The organism is Kribbella sp. NPDC050820 (assembly GCF_040653975.1).
In the GTDB taxonomy this organism is placed as follows: Bacteria; Actinomycetota; Actinomycetes; order Propionibacteriales; family Kribbellaceae; genus Kribbella.
Map to the genome: position 1 here is coordinate 53,056 of NZ_JBFAHB010000036.1, position 15,645 is coordinate 68,700.

A 15,645-nucleotide genomic window follows, 5' to 3' on the forward strand; every position below is an offset into this window, starting at 1 on the left:
TTCGTAGGCTCGCAGACGTGAGTGACTCCGCCGCGGATCTCAGCCTGACCGAGGTGCTCCGATTACTGGAGCAGCGCCGGCTGTCCGCGCGCGAGCTCGTCGAGGACTGCCTGCGCCGGATCGACCTGGTGGAGCCTGCCGTCCGTGCCTTCGTCACCCTCACACCCGAGCTGGCGCTGGAGGCCGCACTCCGAGCGGACGAGGCCCGGGCGGCGGGCGGGCCGGTCGGCCCGCTGGCCGGCGTACCGGTTGCGGTGAAGGACGTGTTCCTCACCAAAGGAGTGCTCACGACCGCGGGCAGCCAGGTGCTGGCCACCTACGTCCCGGCCGAGGACGCCGCCGTCTGGGAACGACTCGCCGCCGCCGGCGCCGGGATGCTCGGCAAGACGACGACCCACGAGTTCGCCTACGGCACGGCGTCCACTCCGACGGCCAACCCGTGGGACGTCCGCCGTACTCCTGGTGGATCGTCAGGTGGATCTGCGGCCGCGCTCGCCGGGCGCATGGTCCCGATCGCGACCGGGACCGACACCGGCGGTTCGCTCCGCATCCCGGCGGCCGCCTGCGGCGTCTCCACCCTGCGCAGCGCCCGCGGCCGCATCTCCCGGTACGGCGTCATCCCGCTGAGCCCGTCGTTCGACGTCGCCGGCCCGATGGCCCGCCGGATGCTCGACATCTCGCTCCTCATGCGCGTCCTGGCCGGCCACGACCCGCGGGACCCGGCTTCGCTGAACGAACCCTGCCCGCCGTACCCGCTCGGGCCACCGGACGACCTCACCGGTGTCCGCATCGGCCTGCCGATCGAGATGTCGTGGCAACGCGTCGACGAACGCATCGCGGTGGTCTGCCGGGAAGCGCTCGACCTGCTCGTCGGCCGCGGCGCCGTACTGGTCGAGATCGAGAACCCGTCCAACACCAAGGTCGTCCTGGAGAAGTCCACCGGCGTCTTCGACACAATCAACGAGAGCGAAGCACACCAGATCCACGACGCCCTCGTCCCGCACAGCCACCTCTACACACCCCAGGTCCGCGAGCGCGTCCGCAAGGGCGAACGCATCAGCCCGCAGCGCTACAACGAGGCGCTCCGCCTCCGCGACCAGTGGACCCGCGACTGGCGCCAACTCATGCAGTCCCACCGCCTGGACGCGATCGCCCATCCCACGATCGACGCCGCTCCCCCACTGATCGACCACAGCCGCCCACCCAAAGGCCCCCGCATCCGCCTCTCGGTCCCGTGGTCCATCGCCGACTTCCCCGCCCTCAGCGTCCCCGCCGGCTTCGACGCCCGCGCCCTCCCCGTAGGCCTCTCCCTGGCCACCCTCCCCGAACACGAAGCCAACCTCCTGGCCCTCGCCATCCGCATAGACGAAGACCTGAAACTCTGGCGCCACGGCCCCCCGACCTCACTTTCGGAGAGCTGAGCACGGCTATTTCGGAGAGCTGAGCACGGCACCGCTCAAGGCCAACAGACCAGCCCCGACCAACGCCGCCGCGATCCGCACGCCCAGAGGAGACCCCTCCCCGAGAATCGCCGGCAACGCCACCAGAACCGCGCCCGCACTGGCCGCACTCCACCGCCGAAGCATCCGCGACCTCGACCGGCTGACCAGCAAGGGAATCCCGACGTGCGCCGGAATCGTCTTGGCGCCGTCCTTCTCGCTCGCCAGGCTGACCTTCACACCGGACAGCGTGTCGTAGTTCTGCGCGGCCAGGTGCAGCCAGAACTCGACCGAGTCGTACCGGAGCCTGACGTAGTACACCTCGTCGGAGGCAACCCGCACGTTGGTGCCACCGGTCGTGCAGGTCAGCTTGTACTCCGCCTTCGGCGCGTACGTCTCGGCGAAGATGTTGGTCACGATCCGGAGCGACTGGCCGTCGACCGCACGGACTCGCCCCTCGTCGTCGAACTGTAGCGACCTGTCCTGCTGAGTCTCGACCGGTGCGACTCGAAGGAAGTACGAGTTCGCGAAGGTGGGATGCAGGGCGAGCCGCGGAGCAGTGGCCAGCCACCTCTCGGGGGCATCGTCGGTGATCTCCTCCGGCATCTGCGGGAAGCTCGACGTGGCCGGATAGAACCGCGCATTCTCGTTCCTCGTCAGCTGACTCGACGTAACCCGGCTCTTGGCGACGATGTCGGCAAACGACAGCGGATACTCGTGCTGCAGGTTCAAGTAGCCACCAACCCGCAACTTGAAGATGAACATATCAGCGACACACTCGGCCCGGACGACTGTGGCGTATCGAATCGGCAGAATGAACGGGTCGCTGCCGCTCGCGACGAAGCCCAGGACGGCGCGGAGGCCGTCGGCTTGATGGCTCGGAACCGCGCGCTGTATCGCCGGTTCCACCCATCTCTCGCGATAGCGGAATTGCAGGATCGCGCCGGGCGGCGCGGCGAGAGCGGTCTGGATGTCCTCGGCATACCGTTGGCGATCGTCGGAGGACAGCAGCAATAGACGCATCGTCGGCTCCTACTTCGGTGAGTTCTGCGCGGCGCCACTCATCGCGAGCAGGCCGGCGCCGGCCAAGGCAGCGGCGATCCGCAGGGACAGCGGCGACCCGTCTCCAAGAATGGCCGGTAGTGCGACCAGTACGGCTCCAGAGCTGGCCGCGAACCAGCGACGAACAGTCCGCGATCTCGACCGATTGATGCGGAATGACAGGGGGACGTGTGCGGGGACCGTTGGCACGCGCGTCGTCTCGCTGGCCAGGCTGATCTTGACCCGCGAGAACGTGTCGTAGTTCTGCACCGCAGGGAACAGCCAGAAATCGACGGCGTCGTACTTCAGCGCAACGTCGTAGACCTCGTCCGACGCGATTCGCAGATTCGGCCCGCCGGGGGTGCAGGTCAGTTTGAAGCCGGAGTCCGGTACGTACCGCTTGGTGTAGATGTTCGTGACGATACGCAGCGACTGACCGTCGATTGCCTCGAGTCGCCCGTCCTTGTCGCATCGCACCACCTTCCCCTGGTAGGTCTCGATCGAAGCGACGCGCAGGAAGAATGCGTTCTCATAGGTTGGGTGAAGGGCCAGCCGCTCCGCCGCTGCAAGCCAGCGGTCGGGTGCGTTGTCAGAAGTCTCCTCCGGCATCCGTGGGAAGTTCGAGGTGGCGGAATGGAACACGCCATTCTCGAAGGCAGTCAACTGGTCGATAGCGATCCGGCTCTGGGTGACGATGCCCGGTAACGAGTCTGGATAGCCCTGCAGATTCGTGTAGCCGCCGATGCGCAACTGGAAGATGAACATATGCGCCACCTTCTCGGCTTTGGCGACGGTGGCATAGCGGATCGGCACCACGAAGGGATCGCTGGTCGACGTGTTCGCAGCGAAGCCGAGTACTGCGCGGATGCCCTCGACCTGCCGACTCGACACAGCCCGCCGCACCGCGGGAGTGACCCATCGGTCGCGATAGCGGAACTGCACGAGTACACCCTCCGGCGCCGCCAGCACCGTCTGGATGTCCTCGGCGTAACGCCGTTTGTTGTCGGACGAGAGAAGCAACAATCTGTCCACGGATCCCCCTCCCCAGAGCGCGAACAGATAAGGCCCGCGAAATGATTCCTACCCAGGAAGGGGTCGCACTACCACTGTCGCAATGGCGGGATCGAGTCGGCGGTGTGCAGCGGGTTGGGGATGGTGCCGGTGGAGGGGATGGGTGGGCGGGTGTCCAGGTCGGTGTAGCCGAGGGTTAGGCGGTAGGCGTTGAGGGGGTAGCGGGTGAAGGTTTCGCCGAGGAGGGCGGTGGCGTGGAGGCGGTCGGCGTACTCCGGGAAGGTGTTGGCGTAGAGGTCTACTTCGCCTCGAGCCAGGCCCCAGAAGGTTTCGGGGGTTAGGAGGTTGGATTCCTCGAGGAGGTTGGCGAGCGGGTTGAGGACGCCTAGGAGGAGGGCGTCTACCAGGTACTGGCGGAGGATGGGCCAGGGTTTTCGGGGGAGGACTCTGGTGTGGGAGTCGGGTTCGGGGCCTCGGGCAAGGATGGGGGTGGTGGAGATGTTGATGTCGTCGACGAGGTCTTTGATGACGATGCGGGCGGGGAGGCCTTCGGGGCCGCAGATGACGGCCAGGTTTTCGCCGTGGGGGTTCACGGTGATGCCGTAGTGGTGCATCAGGTGCAGGAGGGGGCGGAGGACGGCGGAGAGAAGGTGTGAGATCCATTCGCGCGGGGTGGCGCCGGACTTCTCGATGAGGGCCTGGACCAGGGGGCCTTCGGGGGTGGTGTGGAGTACGGCGGCCAGCGCCCAAGCGGTCTCGTTCGGCAGCAGGCGTGGGTCCAGTGGGTCGCGCCAGATGCAGCCGAGGGTCTCGGCCCACTGGTACGGGATACCGGGGGCACTCGAGAGTTGCGGGTGCCGGACGGTGACGGACGCGACCTCGCCGAGCAGTTCGGTGCCGAGCCGGCCAAGGACCTCGTCGCGGTACCACAGCCCGCGCAGCCACTGGGTGATCATCGGCGCCGCCAGCGTGCAGTGCTCGGGGATGCCGCGGTACACCGAGGTGTTGAGGATCTTCAGCGGCAGCTTCACCTGGTAGCGCAGCGGCTGGGAGATGTTCACCATCGTCCGGATCGACTGCGTCGGCAGGTAGTCGTCCGGCCCCTCCCCCAGGACGACGATCTCCCCGTTGGCCAGCTCACGCGCCCACTGCGTCCGTACGACGTGGTCCAGCTGCCACGGGTGGCAAGGCAACCAAACGTACGAGTCCGGATCGACCAGTTGACCCCGGAACGCCTCTAGCGCCTCCGGACCGAGCTCACGCCCGACCACAGCGTGCTCCGACAGGTCCGGCGTACCACGGAACTCTGCAAGCCCCCGACGTACGGCGAGCCACACCAAACGCAGCGGGGTGCGTGCTTCCGGCGCATACCGCAGGCTGTCCTCGGCAGAGAACCCCAGTCGACCCTTGTTGGCCACCAGCAACGGGTGTCCGGTCAGATGACCTTCCAGCCGGCTGTGGTGGAGGTCCAGCAACTCGGACCGCGCGGCAGCCGTAGACGCCATCCGTACGTCGGCCGCCAACGTGCTGGCCAACTCAGCCACGTACCCAGCCACAGTGGACCCGTCCAGCCCCAGTACGTCGGCCGCGTCGACCAGGAACTGCACTGGGTCCGTCGCGACCTCACTCTCGTCGTTGCCGAGGATGCCGGCCGTCGTACGGTGTACCGAGTCCGGCGCCACCCGCCAGCTACCGAACGCGCCCCGGGTCGCGGTGAAGGTGTAAGACACCGCGCCGAGGTCCAAGCGATTGTCGACCGGCTGCAGCAGGTTCTCGGTGCAGAACTGGGAGATCAGCTTCGCCAGCAGCTCCGACGAACACCGGGTCCAGTGGTTCATCCGGGGATGGTGAAGTTGGTGAAGGCGGTGGACTTCGGCAGCCGGAACACCTCGCGGCCGGCCACGGCGTTGAGGATCGTGGCGTTGCGGATGGCGCCGATCCCGAGGTCCGGCGCTGCGACACCGTGGCTGTGCAGGTCAGCGTTCGAGACGAAGAGCCGGCCGGTCAGGGTGTCCTCGGTGGCGACGCTGTGGTCCCTGTTGATGATCCACCGGCCGGCCGCGTCGCGCCGTACCTGCTCTTCCACCGCAGTCATGAAGGGCAGCGGGCGGTTGCGATAGCCAGTCGCGGCCACGACCGCGTCGGTGAAGTGCTGGAAGTTCTTGCCGCTGTCGGCGTGGTGCAGCGTCAGCTCGATGCCGTCGGCACGGGCCTCGGCGGACACGACGCCTACGCCGGACTGCAGCTCGACCGGAGCGACTGGCCCAGCACCGAGGTCACGCTGGTAGAGCACGTCGTGGATGTCGTCGAGCGTGTCGGACGAGATGCCCTTGTAGTGCCGCCACTGCTCCTTGACCAGCTTGTCGCGCGTCGGCTCCTCCAGTGCGTGGAAGTAGTCGACGTACGACGGTGTCGTCATCTCCAGCACGAGCTTCGAGTAGTCCAGCGGCGCGAACGACGGCGTACGGGTCAGCCACGACACAGCAGGCCCACCAGAGCCGTTGGCACGCAGCAGGTCGAGTGCACACTCGGCGCCGGACTGTCCTGAGCCGACGACGGTCACACGCCCTGCCCGCAGCAGGTCGTCCCGGCGGAACAGGTAGTCGGCAGAGTGCAGGAAGCGCTCCTGCGGCAGACCGCTCAACGCAGCAGGCACAAACGGCTCAGTGCCCACACCGACCACCAGATGCCGCGCCGCCAACACCTCGACCCCGTCAGCGCGCTCCACGGTCAAATGGAACACCGAGCCGTCCCACGAGACGTCCTGGACGTGGTGGCCGAAGTGCAGCGAGTCCAGCTGCGCCGCGCACCAGCGCAGGTAGGCCTCGTACTCCCGGCGGGTCGGGTGGAACTTCTCCCGGACGTAGAACTGGTACAGCCGGTCGTTGTCCCGCAGGTACGACAGGAACGACAGCGGGTGCGCCGGCTCCACCAGGCTGACCAGGTCGGCCAGGAACGACACCTGCAGCATCGCGTCGTCGAACATCAGCCCGCGGTGCCAGGTGAACTCCGGACGGCTGTCCAGCACGGCGATGCGTACGTCGTCCACGCCGTCGGCCAGCGCGGCGAGGCCCAGGTTGAAGGGCCCGCAGCCGATCGCGATCACGTCATACATGTCATGCCTCCACGGTCCGGGTGCGGACCATCAGTAGTGCTGTCTTGTCGGGAAGCTGTAGCTCCCCTTGCCGGACGAAGCCGGCCGCGGCGAACGCCCGGACGGACTGCGTGTTGTCGATGTCGGGTTCGGCGACGACCCGCCGGCAGTCCGGGTCGGACTCCAGCAGGGCGTCGGCCAGTGCGCGCAGCAACCGGCGGCCGAGGCCGCGGCCGATCCGCGTGTGGTCGCCGATGGCGACGTGCACACCCCAGTCGTGGTCGTCGCTCGGGTAGTACTCGGCCAGCCGGTCGTACCGCACCCGGTAGAGCTCGACGTACCCGAAGTCCTCCGAGTCGACCGACACCACACAAGGCGTCGAGTGCTCCCCCGCCGTCTGCGTGCTGAGCTCCTCCACCCACCGCTCGACCGACCAGTCCTGGTGCCACCAGCGCTTGATGTGCGGCTGCGCCATCCAGAGCGCGATCGTGGCGGCGTCGTCAGGCCCTGCGGGTCGAAGGTCGAAGCCGTTGTCCAGATGCAACATCGGTCGGACGTCGCACCTCATCGCAGCGGATTCGGAATGTCGAGGTAGACCGATTGAGCATCCAAAGGCGCAACGACCTCGTCGATGCCACGCAGCCGGGTCAGCATGTTCGCCTTGCACGGCAACGTGTCCGCCTCCAGCCACCGGCGAGCCAGCCGATCGCCATCCGGCCCCGCAGCCTTCAGCAACGGCAACGCGAGCTTCAGCCGATCGCGTACCACACCGAGCAGCGCGTCCTCGTCGGCGATCCCGTCATAGGCCAGACACCCCACGACGGCCAGAGCCTGGTTGTGCAGCAGGTAGTAGGTCAGTCGATCGTCGACAATCGGATCATCGACAACCGCCAACGTCGAGTCCCGCATCCCGGTCACACCCAACAGACCACGCAGGTACGACGAAGCCAGGTAGTAGCCCTGGTTGTCCCGATACGCGCCACCCTTGATCCGCCCCGCGCCGTCCAGTCGCACCAGAGTGTTCTGCTGATGCGCCTCGAGCCCGATCCCGGTCTCGGCGTACAGGTGCAGCATCGGGATCAGCACGTTGTCGATGTACGACGCCACCCACCCAGCCGGGTCCTCAGCGGCGTACTCGCTCAACCGGCTGACGCCACCGGGCCGCGGCGCGACCAGTCCGGCCAGGCACGCGTAGCTGTCAACATCGGCCGGCACCTCCCGTACGGCGACGTCCAGCCCGGTCAGCGTGGGTCCGCCCTCGTCCAGGGCCACCCACGCCGGATCGCGGACGATGGTGAACCGCGGATGGGCGGTCGCCGTACCGGCGTTGTACGCCGCGTCCAGCAACCTGTTGATCTCCAGACCGCGGCGCAGCTCGGTCGGCGTCGACTCGCGGCGGGAGTTGGTGATCCGCAGACCGAGCGACAGCTTCAGCATCACCGGCAGGTCCGGGTGGTAGACGGTCCGCAGGCTCGACGTCGGGTACCACTGAGCGCCCTGCGGACCCAGCGCCTTGACGCGGCCGGCCGACGCGAGCTCGGCCACCCGTGGCCGCTGCAGCACGGACGCCGCCTGCCACGGGTGGGCCGGGATCAGCACCCGGCCCGCCGACGGAGTGATGCCGGCCAGCGCGCCCATCAGCTGCAGAGCGTCCAGTCCCTGCAGTGCGGGCGCGCCGGCCACCTGGTCCGACGACACCAGCTCGGCGTCGGCTTCGAACCAGTGCACAGCGAAGCGGCCGCCGAGCTCCGGCGAGTACGCCGCCAGCTCGTCACCGCTCAGGCCGTCCCGGCTCTTGGGCGCCGGGTGGTTCAGATGACCGAACAGCAGTGCCTGCTCCATCTCGAGGAACCGGCCCGGACCACGCTCGCCGTCGGCCTCGGCGACGAACCGGTCGACGTTGCGGACCGACTCCGCCGTACGCGTCGCCAGGTCGTCGACCTCGGCCGGGTCCGCGCCGGTGGACAGCAACCGGACCAGGTCCTCCGGCGTCGGCGGCACGCCGTCCACCAGTACGTCGGTGAACTGGTGCAGGCCGGTCCGGGACGCGTGCTCGACCCGCGCGGTCACAGTCGACTCGCCGACGTCGAACGTCAGCGGACCGACCGCGACCTGGACCGGTGTCTCCCGCGTGTAGCACCGCAGGATCGCGTTGAGATGGGCAGCAACTGCCAACGGTACTGTCACGCCGCTCCTTCGCCACCCTCCGCCCGGACGTCCAGGCCGGTGGCGACGACCTGGTCGAGCAGCTCCTCGATGTCCGTCGCGGTGGCGTTCGGGTTCAGCAGCGTCAGCTTCAACGCGACCGCGGCCGGCCGGCCGCCCCGCGCCGGCAGCTTGGTCCGGCCGATCAGCGCCCGCCCGGACGTCAGCAACCGGCGCCGGACCTCCCCCTGGAGGGCGTCCGCCTCGGCCGCCTCCAGGCCCTCCCCCGCGACCCGGAACAACACCGTGGTCAGGGTCACCGGCGCCAGCAACTCGAGGTTGCTGTCGGCAACGACCCGGGCCGCGGCGGCGTGCGCGAGCTCGTGACAGGTGTCGAGCATTGTGCCCAGTCCGGCCCGCCCGTATGCCGTCAACGTGGTGGCGACTTTGACCGCGTCCGGACGCCGGGTGGTCTGCAGGCTCCGGCCGAGCAGACCGTCCAGACCGGAGTCGATGTCGTCGGTCGGGTTCAGGTAGTCGACCGAGCGGCCGAAGGAGGCGAACCGGTTCTTGTCCGCCACCAGCAGCACGCTGGTCGCGGCGGGCTGCCAGCCGATCTTGTGCAGGTCCAGCGTCACCGAGTCCGCGTGCGAAAGGTCGGCCAGCAGCGGCGCGAGCTGGTCGGAGAACAGCGCACCGAACCCGTACGCCGCGTCGACGTGCACCCAGGCGCCGTACTGCCGGGCCAGCTCGGCGATCGGCGCGATCGGGTCGACCGATCCGAAGTCCGTCGTACCGGCCGTGGCGACCACCGCGACCGGGGTGCGGCCGGGCTTGGCGAGCTCGTCGGCCAGCACGTCGGTGCGCATCCGGAAGTTCTCGTCGGCGGCGATGGTGACCGCGGCCTCCTCCCCGAGCCCGAGGGCCGCGCAGGCCCGCTGGACCGAGAAGTGGGCGAGCTCGGAGCAGAACACGACCGGGTGGTCGAGACCCTGCAGGCCGTTGCGCCGTACGTCGACGCCGATCGCGGCGGCCGCGCTGTCACGGGCGATCAGTACGGCGAGCAGGTTGGAGATCGAACCGCCCGGAGTGAGTACGCCGTCCGCGTCCGGACCGAATCCGGCCAGGCCGGCCAGCGCCTTGACGACCCAGCGCTCGATCGCCAGCGTCGCCGGGCCGGAGTCGTAGGTGTCCATCGAGGCGTTGCTCGCCGAGGCCAAGGCGTCGGCGTCGACCGCGACCTGCAGGACCGGCGGCTGCAGGTGGGCCGCGGCGTGCGGGTGGCTGAGGTCGATTCCGTTGTCCGCGAGCAGCCCCGCGATCAGGTCCAGCGCGGCCGACTCACCGACCCCGGTCGAGGGAATGCGCGGTTCCCCCAGGACGTCGGCGGTCCGCCGCAGCACGTCGGCGGGCGAACCGGCCGGCAACGGTCCACGGCCCGGGTCGGAGACAATCGAGGCCAGCGGCCACGAAGTGAACGGGCTGCGCACCGGGGAGGGCAGCGCAGTCAGACGCGCAGGTTGCGGCATCCAGATCTCCCGAAGAAGTTGTTAGGTAAACCTTAGTAAGGCGCACCTAACTTAGTCTGCCCGCTCAGTACCGTGTCAACTCCGGTCCGTGTCGGTCCAGCACCCGAAACCCCAACGCTGCAAAGGAAGCCCACGACACGCCCGCGCAGGTGTGGCGAGGTTCACGTGGCTGATCTCCGCACCACGTCCACGACCCGTGATTCCCCACTGGCCGCGCCGCGGCAACCAGTAGCGGCCGGCGAGCATCTAAATCTGCCAAGGGGGTGACATCATGCTGCGGCGTTATGCGATGCGCTGGCTCGGCCTGGCGGCTGCGGTCACGTATCTCGGCCGCGCCCTCGGGGCCAACTGGGTCGCCACCCGCAGTACGGCGGCCGGACGGCTCGAGGATGCCGCCGACCAACTGGCTAAAACGGTCAAGTACTTGCGCAAACTCGCGTTCGTCCGGCCGAACGAGCTCAAGCGCCTCGGCGACGGCCTGATGGCGCAATGGCTGACGCTGTTCCGGTTGAAGCGCACCGCCGAAGCCCTGGTGGTCGCGGAGGAGAACGTCGCGGTCTGGCAGATCCTCGCCGCGAACCATTACCACCGCCTCTACCTGGCGCAGGCGCTCGACATGCTCGAGGGCAGTCGATCCATGGCCGGGATCGTCGGCCGGCACCCGGCAACGGACGAGCTGCTGCGGCTACGCTCCGAACTGGCGGACGAGGCGAGCCGCAAACACGCGCATTCACTCACCCTCGCCGCCGAACACCACGTGGCGCAGCAGGACTACGCCGCAGCACTGCCACTCCTGGAGCAGATCGTCCGCATCCGCCGCACGCTCGCGGCGACAGACTCTGATCGGTGCTCGAAACTCATCAACGGTCTCACCGACCTCGGGCACTGCCTGACGGATCTCGGCGACCACGAACGAGCCCGAGCGGCGCATGCGGAAGTCCTGGAGCTCGCGCGCGAAGCCGATGCGACCGGGCCGACCGAGCTGGCAGCCCGGCTCGTCAACCTCGCCGGCAGCCTGCGCGAGTTGCAGCGGTACGACGAAGCCGTGCCGCTCGACCAGGAAGCCGTCGTGATCCTGCGTGCGGATCTGCACTCCGGCAAGCCGCACGAGAAGGCCGCCGAACGGCTGGCCTGGGCCCTCAGCCTGCTCTCCGACGACCTCCGCGCTGTCGGCCGCTTCGACGAAGCACGCACTGCGGAGCACGAGCTCGAGACGCTGGACGACTGATCAGGCGCCGTACGGGGTCCTGGTCAGGACGAAGGTGGCGAGGTTGAGGTGGGTGGTGCCGTCGGCGCGGATGACGCGGAGCTTCTCGCCGGCGAAGTAGCCGTCGCGACCCTGGTAGAGGTCGGGGCCCAGCGGTGAGAAGCGGGAGGTCAGGGCGCCGGTGAGTTGGAGGATTCCGCCGGAGACGGACATGGTGAGCGGCGAGTTGCCCCAGTACCACTGGCCGAGCAGGTCGGAGCCATGCTCGAGCGCCGGCTCCGGCACCCACTCCTGCGGCAGCAACGGCTCGTGGGCGACCAGGATGCGCAGCAGGTCCGGTGGCAGTGACGCGACCCGGCCGTACGTCGCGTTGCCCAACGTCACCGCACCGATCCGGCGGGCCCGGTCGACAAACAGCCCGGCCAGGAAGCCCGGCATCGAGCCGGTGTGGCCGATCAGCAGGTGCGGGTCGTCGGCGATCAGCCGGAGGCCGAGTCCGTACGACGCGGTCAGCCCCTCCCGTGGATCCGCCGCCGACGGCGCCGCCATCTCCTCCACCGTGTCCCGGCTGAGCACCTCGTACACCGGGTCGATCCAGAACCGCGCGTACGTCGCCAGGTCCTCGATCGTGCTCCACAACTGACCGGCCGGCGCCATCGCACCGGCGTCGTACGCGGGCTCCTCCGCGAGCTGCCCGCTGAACGGATGCACCGAGAACCCCTGCGCAGACGGCCCAGCCGGGAAGTACGACGTACGCCGCATTTCCAGCGGGTCGAGGATGCGCTCCTGGACCAGTTCGAGCCAGGACGCACCCCGCAGCCGGGCCACGAGCTCACCGAGCAGGCCGTAACCGAGGTTCGAGTAGTGGTGCCGCCGGTCGGCGGGACCGGCGGCCTGCGACTCGTCCATCGCCGCCGCGAGCTGGTCGAACGAGACACCGGGGTTGCGCTCCCACCACGGGCCTTCCGGCTCGGCGTTCATACCGCCGCTGTGCGCGAGCAGGTGCCGGATCGTCCTGTCCCCGAAGGCGATTCCCGGCAGGTGCTTGCCCACAGCATCGTTCAGCGCCAGCAGCCCGTCGTCGCGGCACTGCATCACCAGCACCGCGGTCAGCGTCTTCGTGATCGACCCGATCCGGTACTGCACGTCCGGACCGGGCGCCCCACCGTCCACCGTGGCGAACTGCCCGCGCGACCCGGTCCACACCAGCGCCCCGTCCCGGACCACCCCGGCGTTGACCGACGGCAACTTCCACTCGCTCTGCGCCGCCGCAACCTCGGCAAACAGAGCAGCGGCGGTATCAGGGCGAACCTCGGTCACTCAAAGGCCTCCGGGGCGGGGCAGGAGCAGATCAGGTTGCGGTCGCCGTAGGCGCCGTCGATGCGGCGGACCGGGGGCCAGTACTTCGACGTGCGGTCCACCGAGCGCGGGAAGGCGGCCTCCTCGCGGGTGTAGGCGTGCTCCCACTTGTCGTTGATGACCGACTCGGCGGTGTGCGGCGCGTTCACCAGCGGGTTGTCCGCGGCCGGCCACTCCCCCGCCGCGACCCGGTCGATCTCGTGCCGGATCGCGATCATCGCGTCGCAGAATCGGTCCAGCTCACCGAGGTCCTCGGACTCGGTCGGCTCGACCATCAGCGTGCCGGCCACCGGGAACGACATCGTCGGCGCGTGGAAGCCGTAGTCGATCAGCCGCTTCGCGACGTCGTCGACGCTGATCCCGGTCTCCTTCGTCATCGGCCGCAGGTCGAGGATGCACTCGTGCGCGACCAGGCCGTTCTCGCCGGTGTACAGCACCGGGAAGACGTCCTCGAGCCGCTTCGCCACGTAGTTCGCCGTCAGCACCGCGGCCTTGGTCGCCGCAGTCAGCCCCTCGGCGCCCATCATCCGGATGTACGCCCACGAGATCGCGAGCACGCCCGCGGACCCGAACGGCGCCGCGCTGATCGGGCCGACGCCGGACTCCGGCCCGGCCTGGTCCAGCAGCGGGTGGTTCGGCAGGTACGGCGCCAGGTGCGCGGCGACCGCCACCGGGCCGACCCCCGGGCCACCGCCGCCGTGCGGGATGCAGAACGTCTTGTGCAGGTTCAGGTGGCTGACGTCGCCGCCGAACTCACCGGGCTTGGCCAGGCCGAGCAACGCGTTCAGGTTCGCGCCGTCGACGTACACCTGGCCGCCGTGGTCGTGGACGATTTGGCAGACCTCGGTCACGCTCTCCTCGTACACGCCGTGCGTGGACGGGTAGGTGATCATGATCGCCGCGAGCTTGGCCGCGTGCTCGGACGCCTTCGCGCGCAGGTCGTCCAGGTCGATGGTGCCGTCGTCGTTGCCCTTGACAACGACCACCTTCATGCCGGCCATCACCGCGGAGGCGGCGTTGGTGCCGTGCGCGCTGGCCGGGATCAGGCAGACGTTGCGGTCCTGGTCGCCGTTCGCCCGGTGGTAGCCGCGGATCGCCAGCAGGCCGGCCAGCTCACCCTGGGAGCCGGCGTTCGGCTGGATCGACACCTTCGCGTAGCCGGTCACCTCGGCCAGCCAGCGCTCCAGCTGGCCGATCAGCTTCACGTACCCGGCCGCGTCCTCGACCGGCGCGAACGGGTGCAGGTCGGCGAACTCCGGCCAGGTGACCGGCTCCATCTCGGTGGTCGCGTTGAGCTTCATCGTGCACGAGCCGAGCGGGATCATCCCGCGGTCCAGCGCGTAGTCGTAGTCCGACAGCTTGCGCAGGTACCGCAGCATCGCGGTCTCGGACCGGTGCGTGTTGAACACGGGGTGGGTCAGGTAGTCCGACGTACGGCGGACCGCCTCGGGCAATGCGGTCGCGGACAGCGCGCCGTCGTACCGCAGGTCGAAGGAGTCGCAGACCGAGCGGAGCGCGTGCGCGTCGGTCTTCTCGTCGCAGGAGATGCCGACGTGGTCGGCGTCGACGAGCCGCAGCCAGATCCCGTTCTGCCGGGCGGCGTCGACCACGTCCGCGGCGCGACCCGGGACCCGGGCCAGCACGGTGTCGAAGAAGTTGTCGTGGACTACCTCCACGCCGCCGGCCCGCAGCGACTCGGCCAGCTTGCCGGCGTAGTCGTTGACGCGCGCCGCGATCGCCTTCAGGCCGTCCGGCCCGTGGTAGACGGCGTACATCGACGCGACCACGGCCAGCAGGACCTGCGCCGTACAGATGTTCGAGGTCGCCTTCTCGCGGCGGATGTGCTGCTCGCGGGTCTGCAGCGCCAGCCGGTACGCCGGGGCGCCGTCGGCGTCCACCGAGACCCCGACGAGACGACCCGGCAACGACCGCTCGAGACCGGAGCGCACGGACATGAACCCGGCGTGCGGACCGCCGTAGAACAGCGGTACGCCGAAGCGCTGCGACGACCCGATCACGATATCGGCGCCAGCCTCACCCGGAGCCTCCAGCAGGGTCAGCGCGAGCAGGTCGGACGCGACCGCGACCAGGGTGTCGCGCTCGTGCGCGGCGGCGATCAGCGGCTTCAGGTCGCGGACCACGCCGCCGGAGCCCGGGTACTGCACCAGGAAGCCAAAGAAGTCGCCCTCGGGCAGGCCGTCGGTGGTGTCGGCGACCACGACCTCGATCCCGAGCGCCTCGGCCCGGGTCTGCACCACTGCGATGGTCTGGGCGAAGCAGTCCGCGTCGACCAGGAACCGGTCCGACTTGCTCTTCTTGTTGGATCGGTGCGCCAGCGTCATCGCCTCGGCGGCCGCGGTGCCCTCGTCGAGCAGCGACGCGTTCGCGGTCGGCAGGCCGGTCAGGTCGGAGACCACGGTCTGGAAGTTCAGCAGCGCCTCGAGCCGGCCCTGGGAGATCTCCGGCTGGTACGGCGTGTAGGCCGTGTACCAGGCCGGGTTCTCGACCAGGCGGCGGACGATGACGGACGGCGTGAAGGTGCCGTAGTACCCCTGGCCGATCATCGAGGTGGCGACGTTGTTGCGCGCGGCGAGCTGGCGCAGCTCGCGCAGCGCGTCGACCTCGGAGGCCGGGTCGGGCAGCCGGAGCGCCTCGGCGGACCGGATCGACGCCGGCACGGCGGCGTCCACGAGCGCGTCGACGTCGTCGTACCCAAGAAGCTGGGTCATCCGCGCGACCTCGTCCGGGCGCGGTCCGATGTGGCGGTCGGCGAAGGCGGCCGAGACCTGTGGAATGTCGTTCACTAGAGGCTCCGTTGCT

General features: G+C 69.1%; 11 protein-coding genes. 2 read left to right on the forward strand and 9 right to left on the reverse strand.

What is annotated here, in order from left to right:
- Positions 1–17: 17 nt before the first annotated feature.
- Entirely contained in the window at positions 18–1,421 is a 1,404-nt protein-coding gene (locus tag AB0H36_RS27295) for an amidase (protein ID WP_360529244.1), read from the forward strand.
- Positions 1,422–1,427: 6 nt separating this feature from the next.
- On the opposite strand, the gene AB0H36_RS27300 is transcribed toward AB0H36_RS27295, so the two are convergent.
- The 7 genes from AB0H36_RS27300 to AB0H36_RS27330 all read right to left on the reverse strand — a co-directional run bounded on the left by AB0H36_RS27300 (position 1,428) and on the right by AB0H36_RS27330 (position 10,259).
- On the reverse strand, positions 1,428–2,462 hold the full coding sequence (locus tag AB0H36_RS27300; protein ID WP_360529247.1) for a hypothetical protein: 1,035 nt from the start codon (positions 2,460–2,462) through the stop codon (positions 1,428–1,430).
- Positions 2,463–2,471: 9 nt separating this feature from the next.
- On the reverse strand, positions 2,472–3,512 hold the full coding sequence (locus AB0H36_RS27305) for a hypothetical protein (protein ID WP_360529250.1): 1,041 nt from the start codon (positions 3,510–3,512) through the stop codon (positions 2,472–2,474).
- A 68-nt stretch (positions 3,513–3,580) separates the two neighbouring features.
- The gene (locus AB0H36_RS27310) at positions 3,581–5,329 is read right to left on the reverse strand and encodes an IucA/IucC family protein (RefSeq protein WP_360529253.1); all 1,749 of its coding nucleotides are present in this window, start codon (positions 5,327–5,329) and stop codon (positions 3,581–3,583) included.
- Positions 5,326–6,606, reverse strand: coding sequence for a SidA/IucD/PvdA family monooxygenase (locus tag AB0H36_RS27315; RefSeq protein WP_360529256.1), 1,281 nt, complete (start codon positions 6,604–6,606; stop codon positions 5,326–5,328). The genes AB0H36_RS27310 and AB0H36_RS27315 overlap by 4 nt, the downstream gene beginning before the upstream one ends.
- Position 6,607: 1 nt before the next feature.
- Positions 6,608–7,132, reverse strand: a complete 525-nt coding sequence (locus AB0H36_RS27320; protein ID WP_360529259.1) for a GNAT family N-acetyltransferase — start codon at positions 7,130–7,132, stop codon at positions 6,608–6,610.
- A 17-nt stretch (positions 7,133–7,149) separates the two neighbouring features.
- Positions 7,150–8,772, reverse strand: coding sequence for an IucA/IucC family protein (locus AB0H36_RS27325; protein ID WP_360529262.1), 1,623 nt, complete (start codon positions 8,770–8,772; stop codon positions 7,150–7,152).
- A complete protein-coding gene (locus AB0H36_RS27330; protein ID WP_360529265.1) occupies positions 8,769–10,259 on the reverse strand; it encodes a pyridoxal-dependent decarboxylase in 1,491 nt (496 codons plus the stop codon). Before AB0H36_RS27330 ends, AB0H36_RS27325 begins: the two co-directional genes overlap by 4 nt.
- 271 nt (positions 10,260–10,530) lie before the next feature.
- On the opposite strand from AB0H36_RS27330, the gene AB0H36_RS27335 reads away from it, so the two are divergent.
- Positions 10,531–11,487: a tetratricopeptide repeat protein gene (locus tag AB0H36_RS27335; protein WP_360529269.1), complete on the forward strand. Its 957-nt coding sequence runs from the start codon at positions 10,531–10,533 to the stop codon at positions 11,485–11,487.
- Here the strand turns inward: AB0H36_RS27335 and AB0H36_RS27340 are convergent, their stop codons facing one another.
- Together AB0H36_RS27340 and gcvP are read right to left on the reverse strand one after the other, a co-directional pair.
- Positions 11,488–12,786 (reverse strand): serine hydrolase domain-containing protein, encoded by a 1,299-nt coding sequence (locus AB0H36_RS27340; RefSeq protein ID WP_360529272.1) that lies wholly within the window; start codon positions 12,784–12,786, stop codon positions 11,488–11,490.
- Positions 12,783–15,629: an aminomethyl-transferring glycine dehydrogenase gene (gene gcvP, locus AB0H36_RS27345; protein ID WP_360529275.1), complete on the reverse strand. Its 2,847-nt coding sequence runs from the start codon at positions 15,627–15,629 to the stop codon at positions 12,783–12,785. The genes AB0H36_RS27340 and gcvP overlap by 4 nt, the downstream gene beginning before the upstream one ends.
- Between the last annotated feature and the right edge of the window lie 16 nt (positions 15,630–15,645).

Coding starts and splice junctions, on each gene's coding strand:
- AB0H36_RS27300 (WP_360529247.1), bottom strand. CDS start 2,462: ATGCGTCTATTGCTGCTGTCCTCCGACGATCGCCAACGGTATGCCGAG.
- AB0H36_RS27310 (WP_360529253.1), bottom strand. CDS start 5,329: ATGAACCACTGGACCCGGTGTTCGTCGGAGCTGCTGGCGAAGCTGATC.
- AB0H36_RS27315 (WP_360529256.1), bottom strand. CDS start 6,606: ATGTATGACGTGATCGCGATCGGCTGCGGGCCCTTCAACCTGGGCCTC.
- AB0H36_RS27320 (WP_360529259.1), bottom strand. CDS start 7,132: ATGTTGCATCTGGACAACGGCTTCGACCTTCGACCCGCAGGGCCTGAC.
- AB0H36_RS27330 (WP_360529265.1), bottom strand. CDS start 10,259: ATGCCGCAACCTGCGCGTCTGACTGCGCTGCCCTCCCCGGTGCGCAGC.
- AB0H36_RS27335 (WP_360529269.1), top strand. CDS start 10,531: ATGCTGCGGCGTTATGCGATGCGCTGGCTCGGCCTGGCGGCTGCGGTC.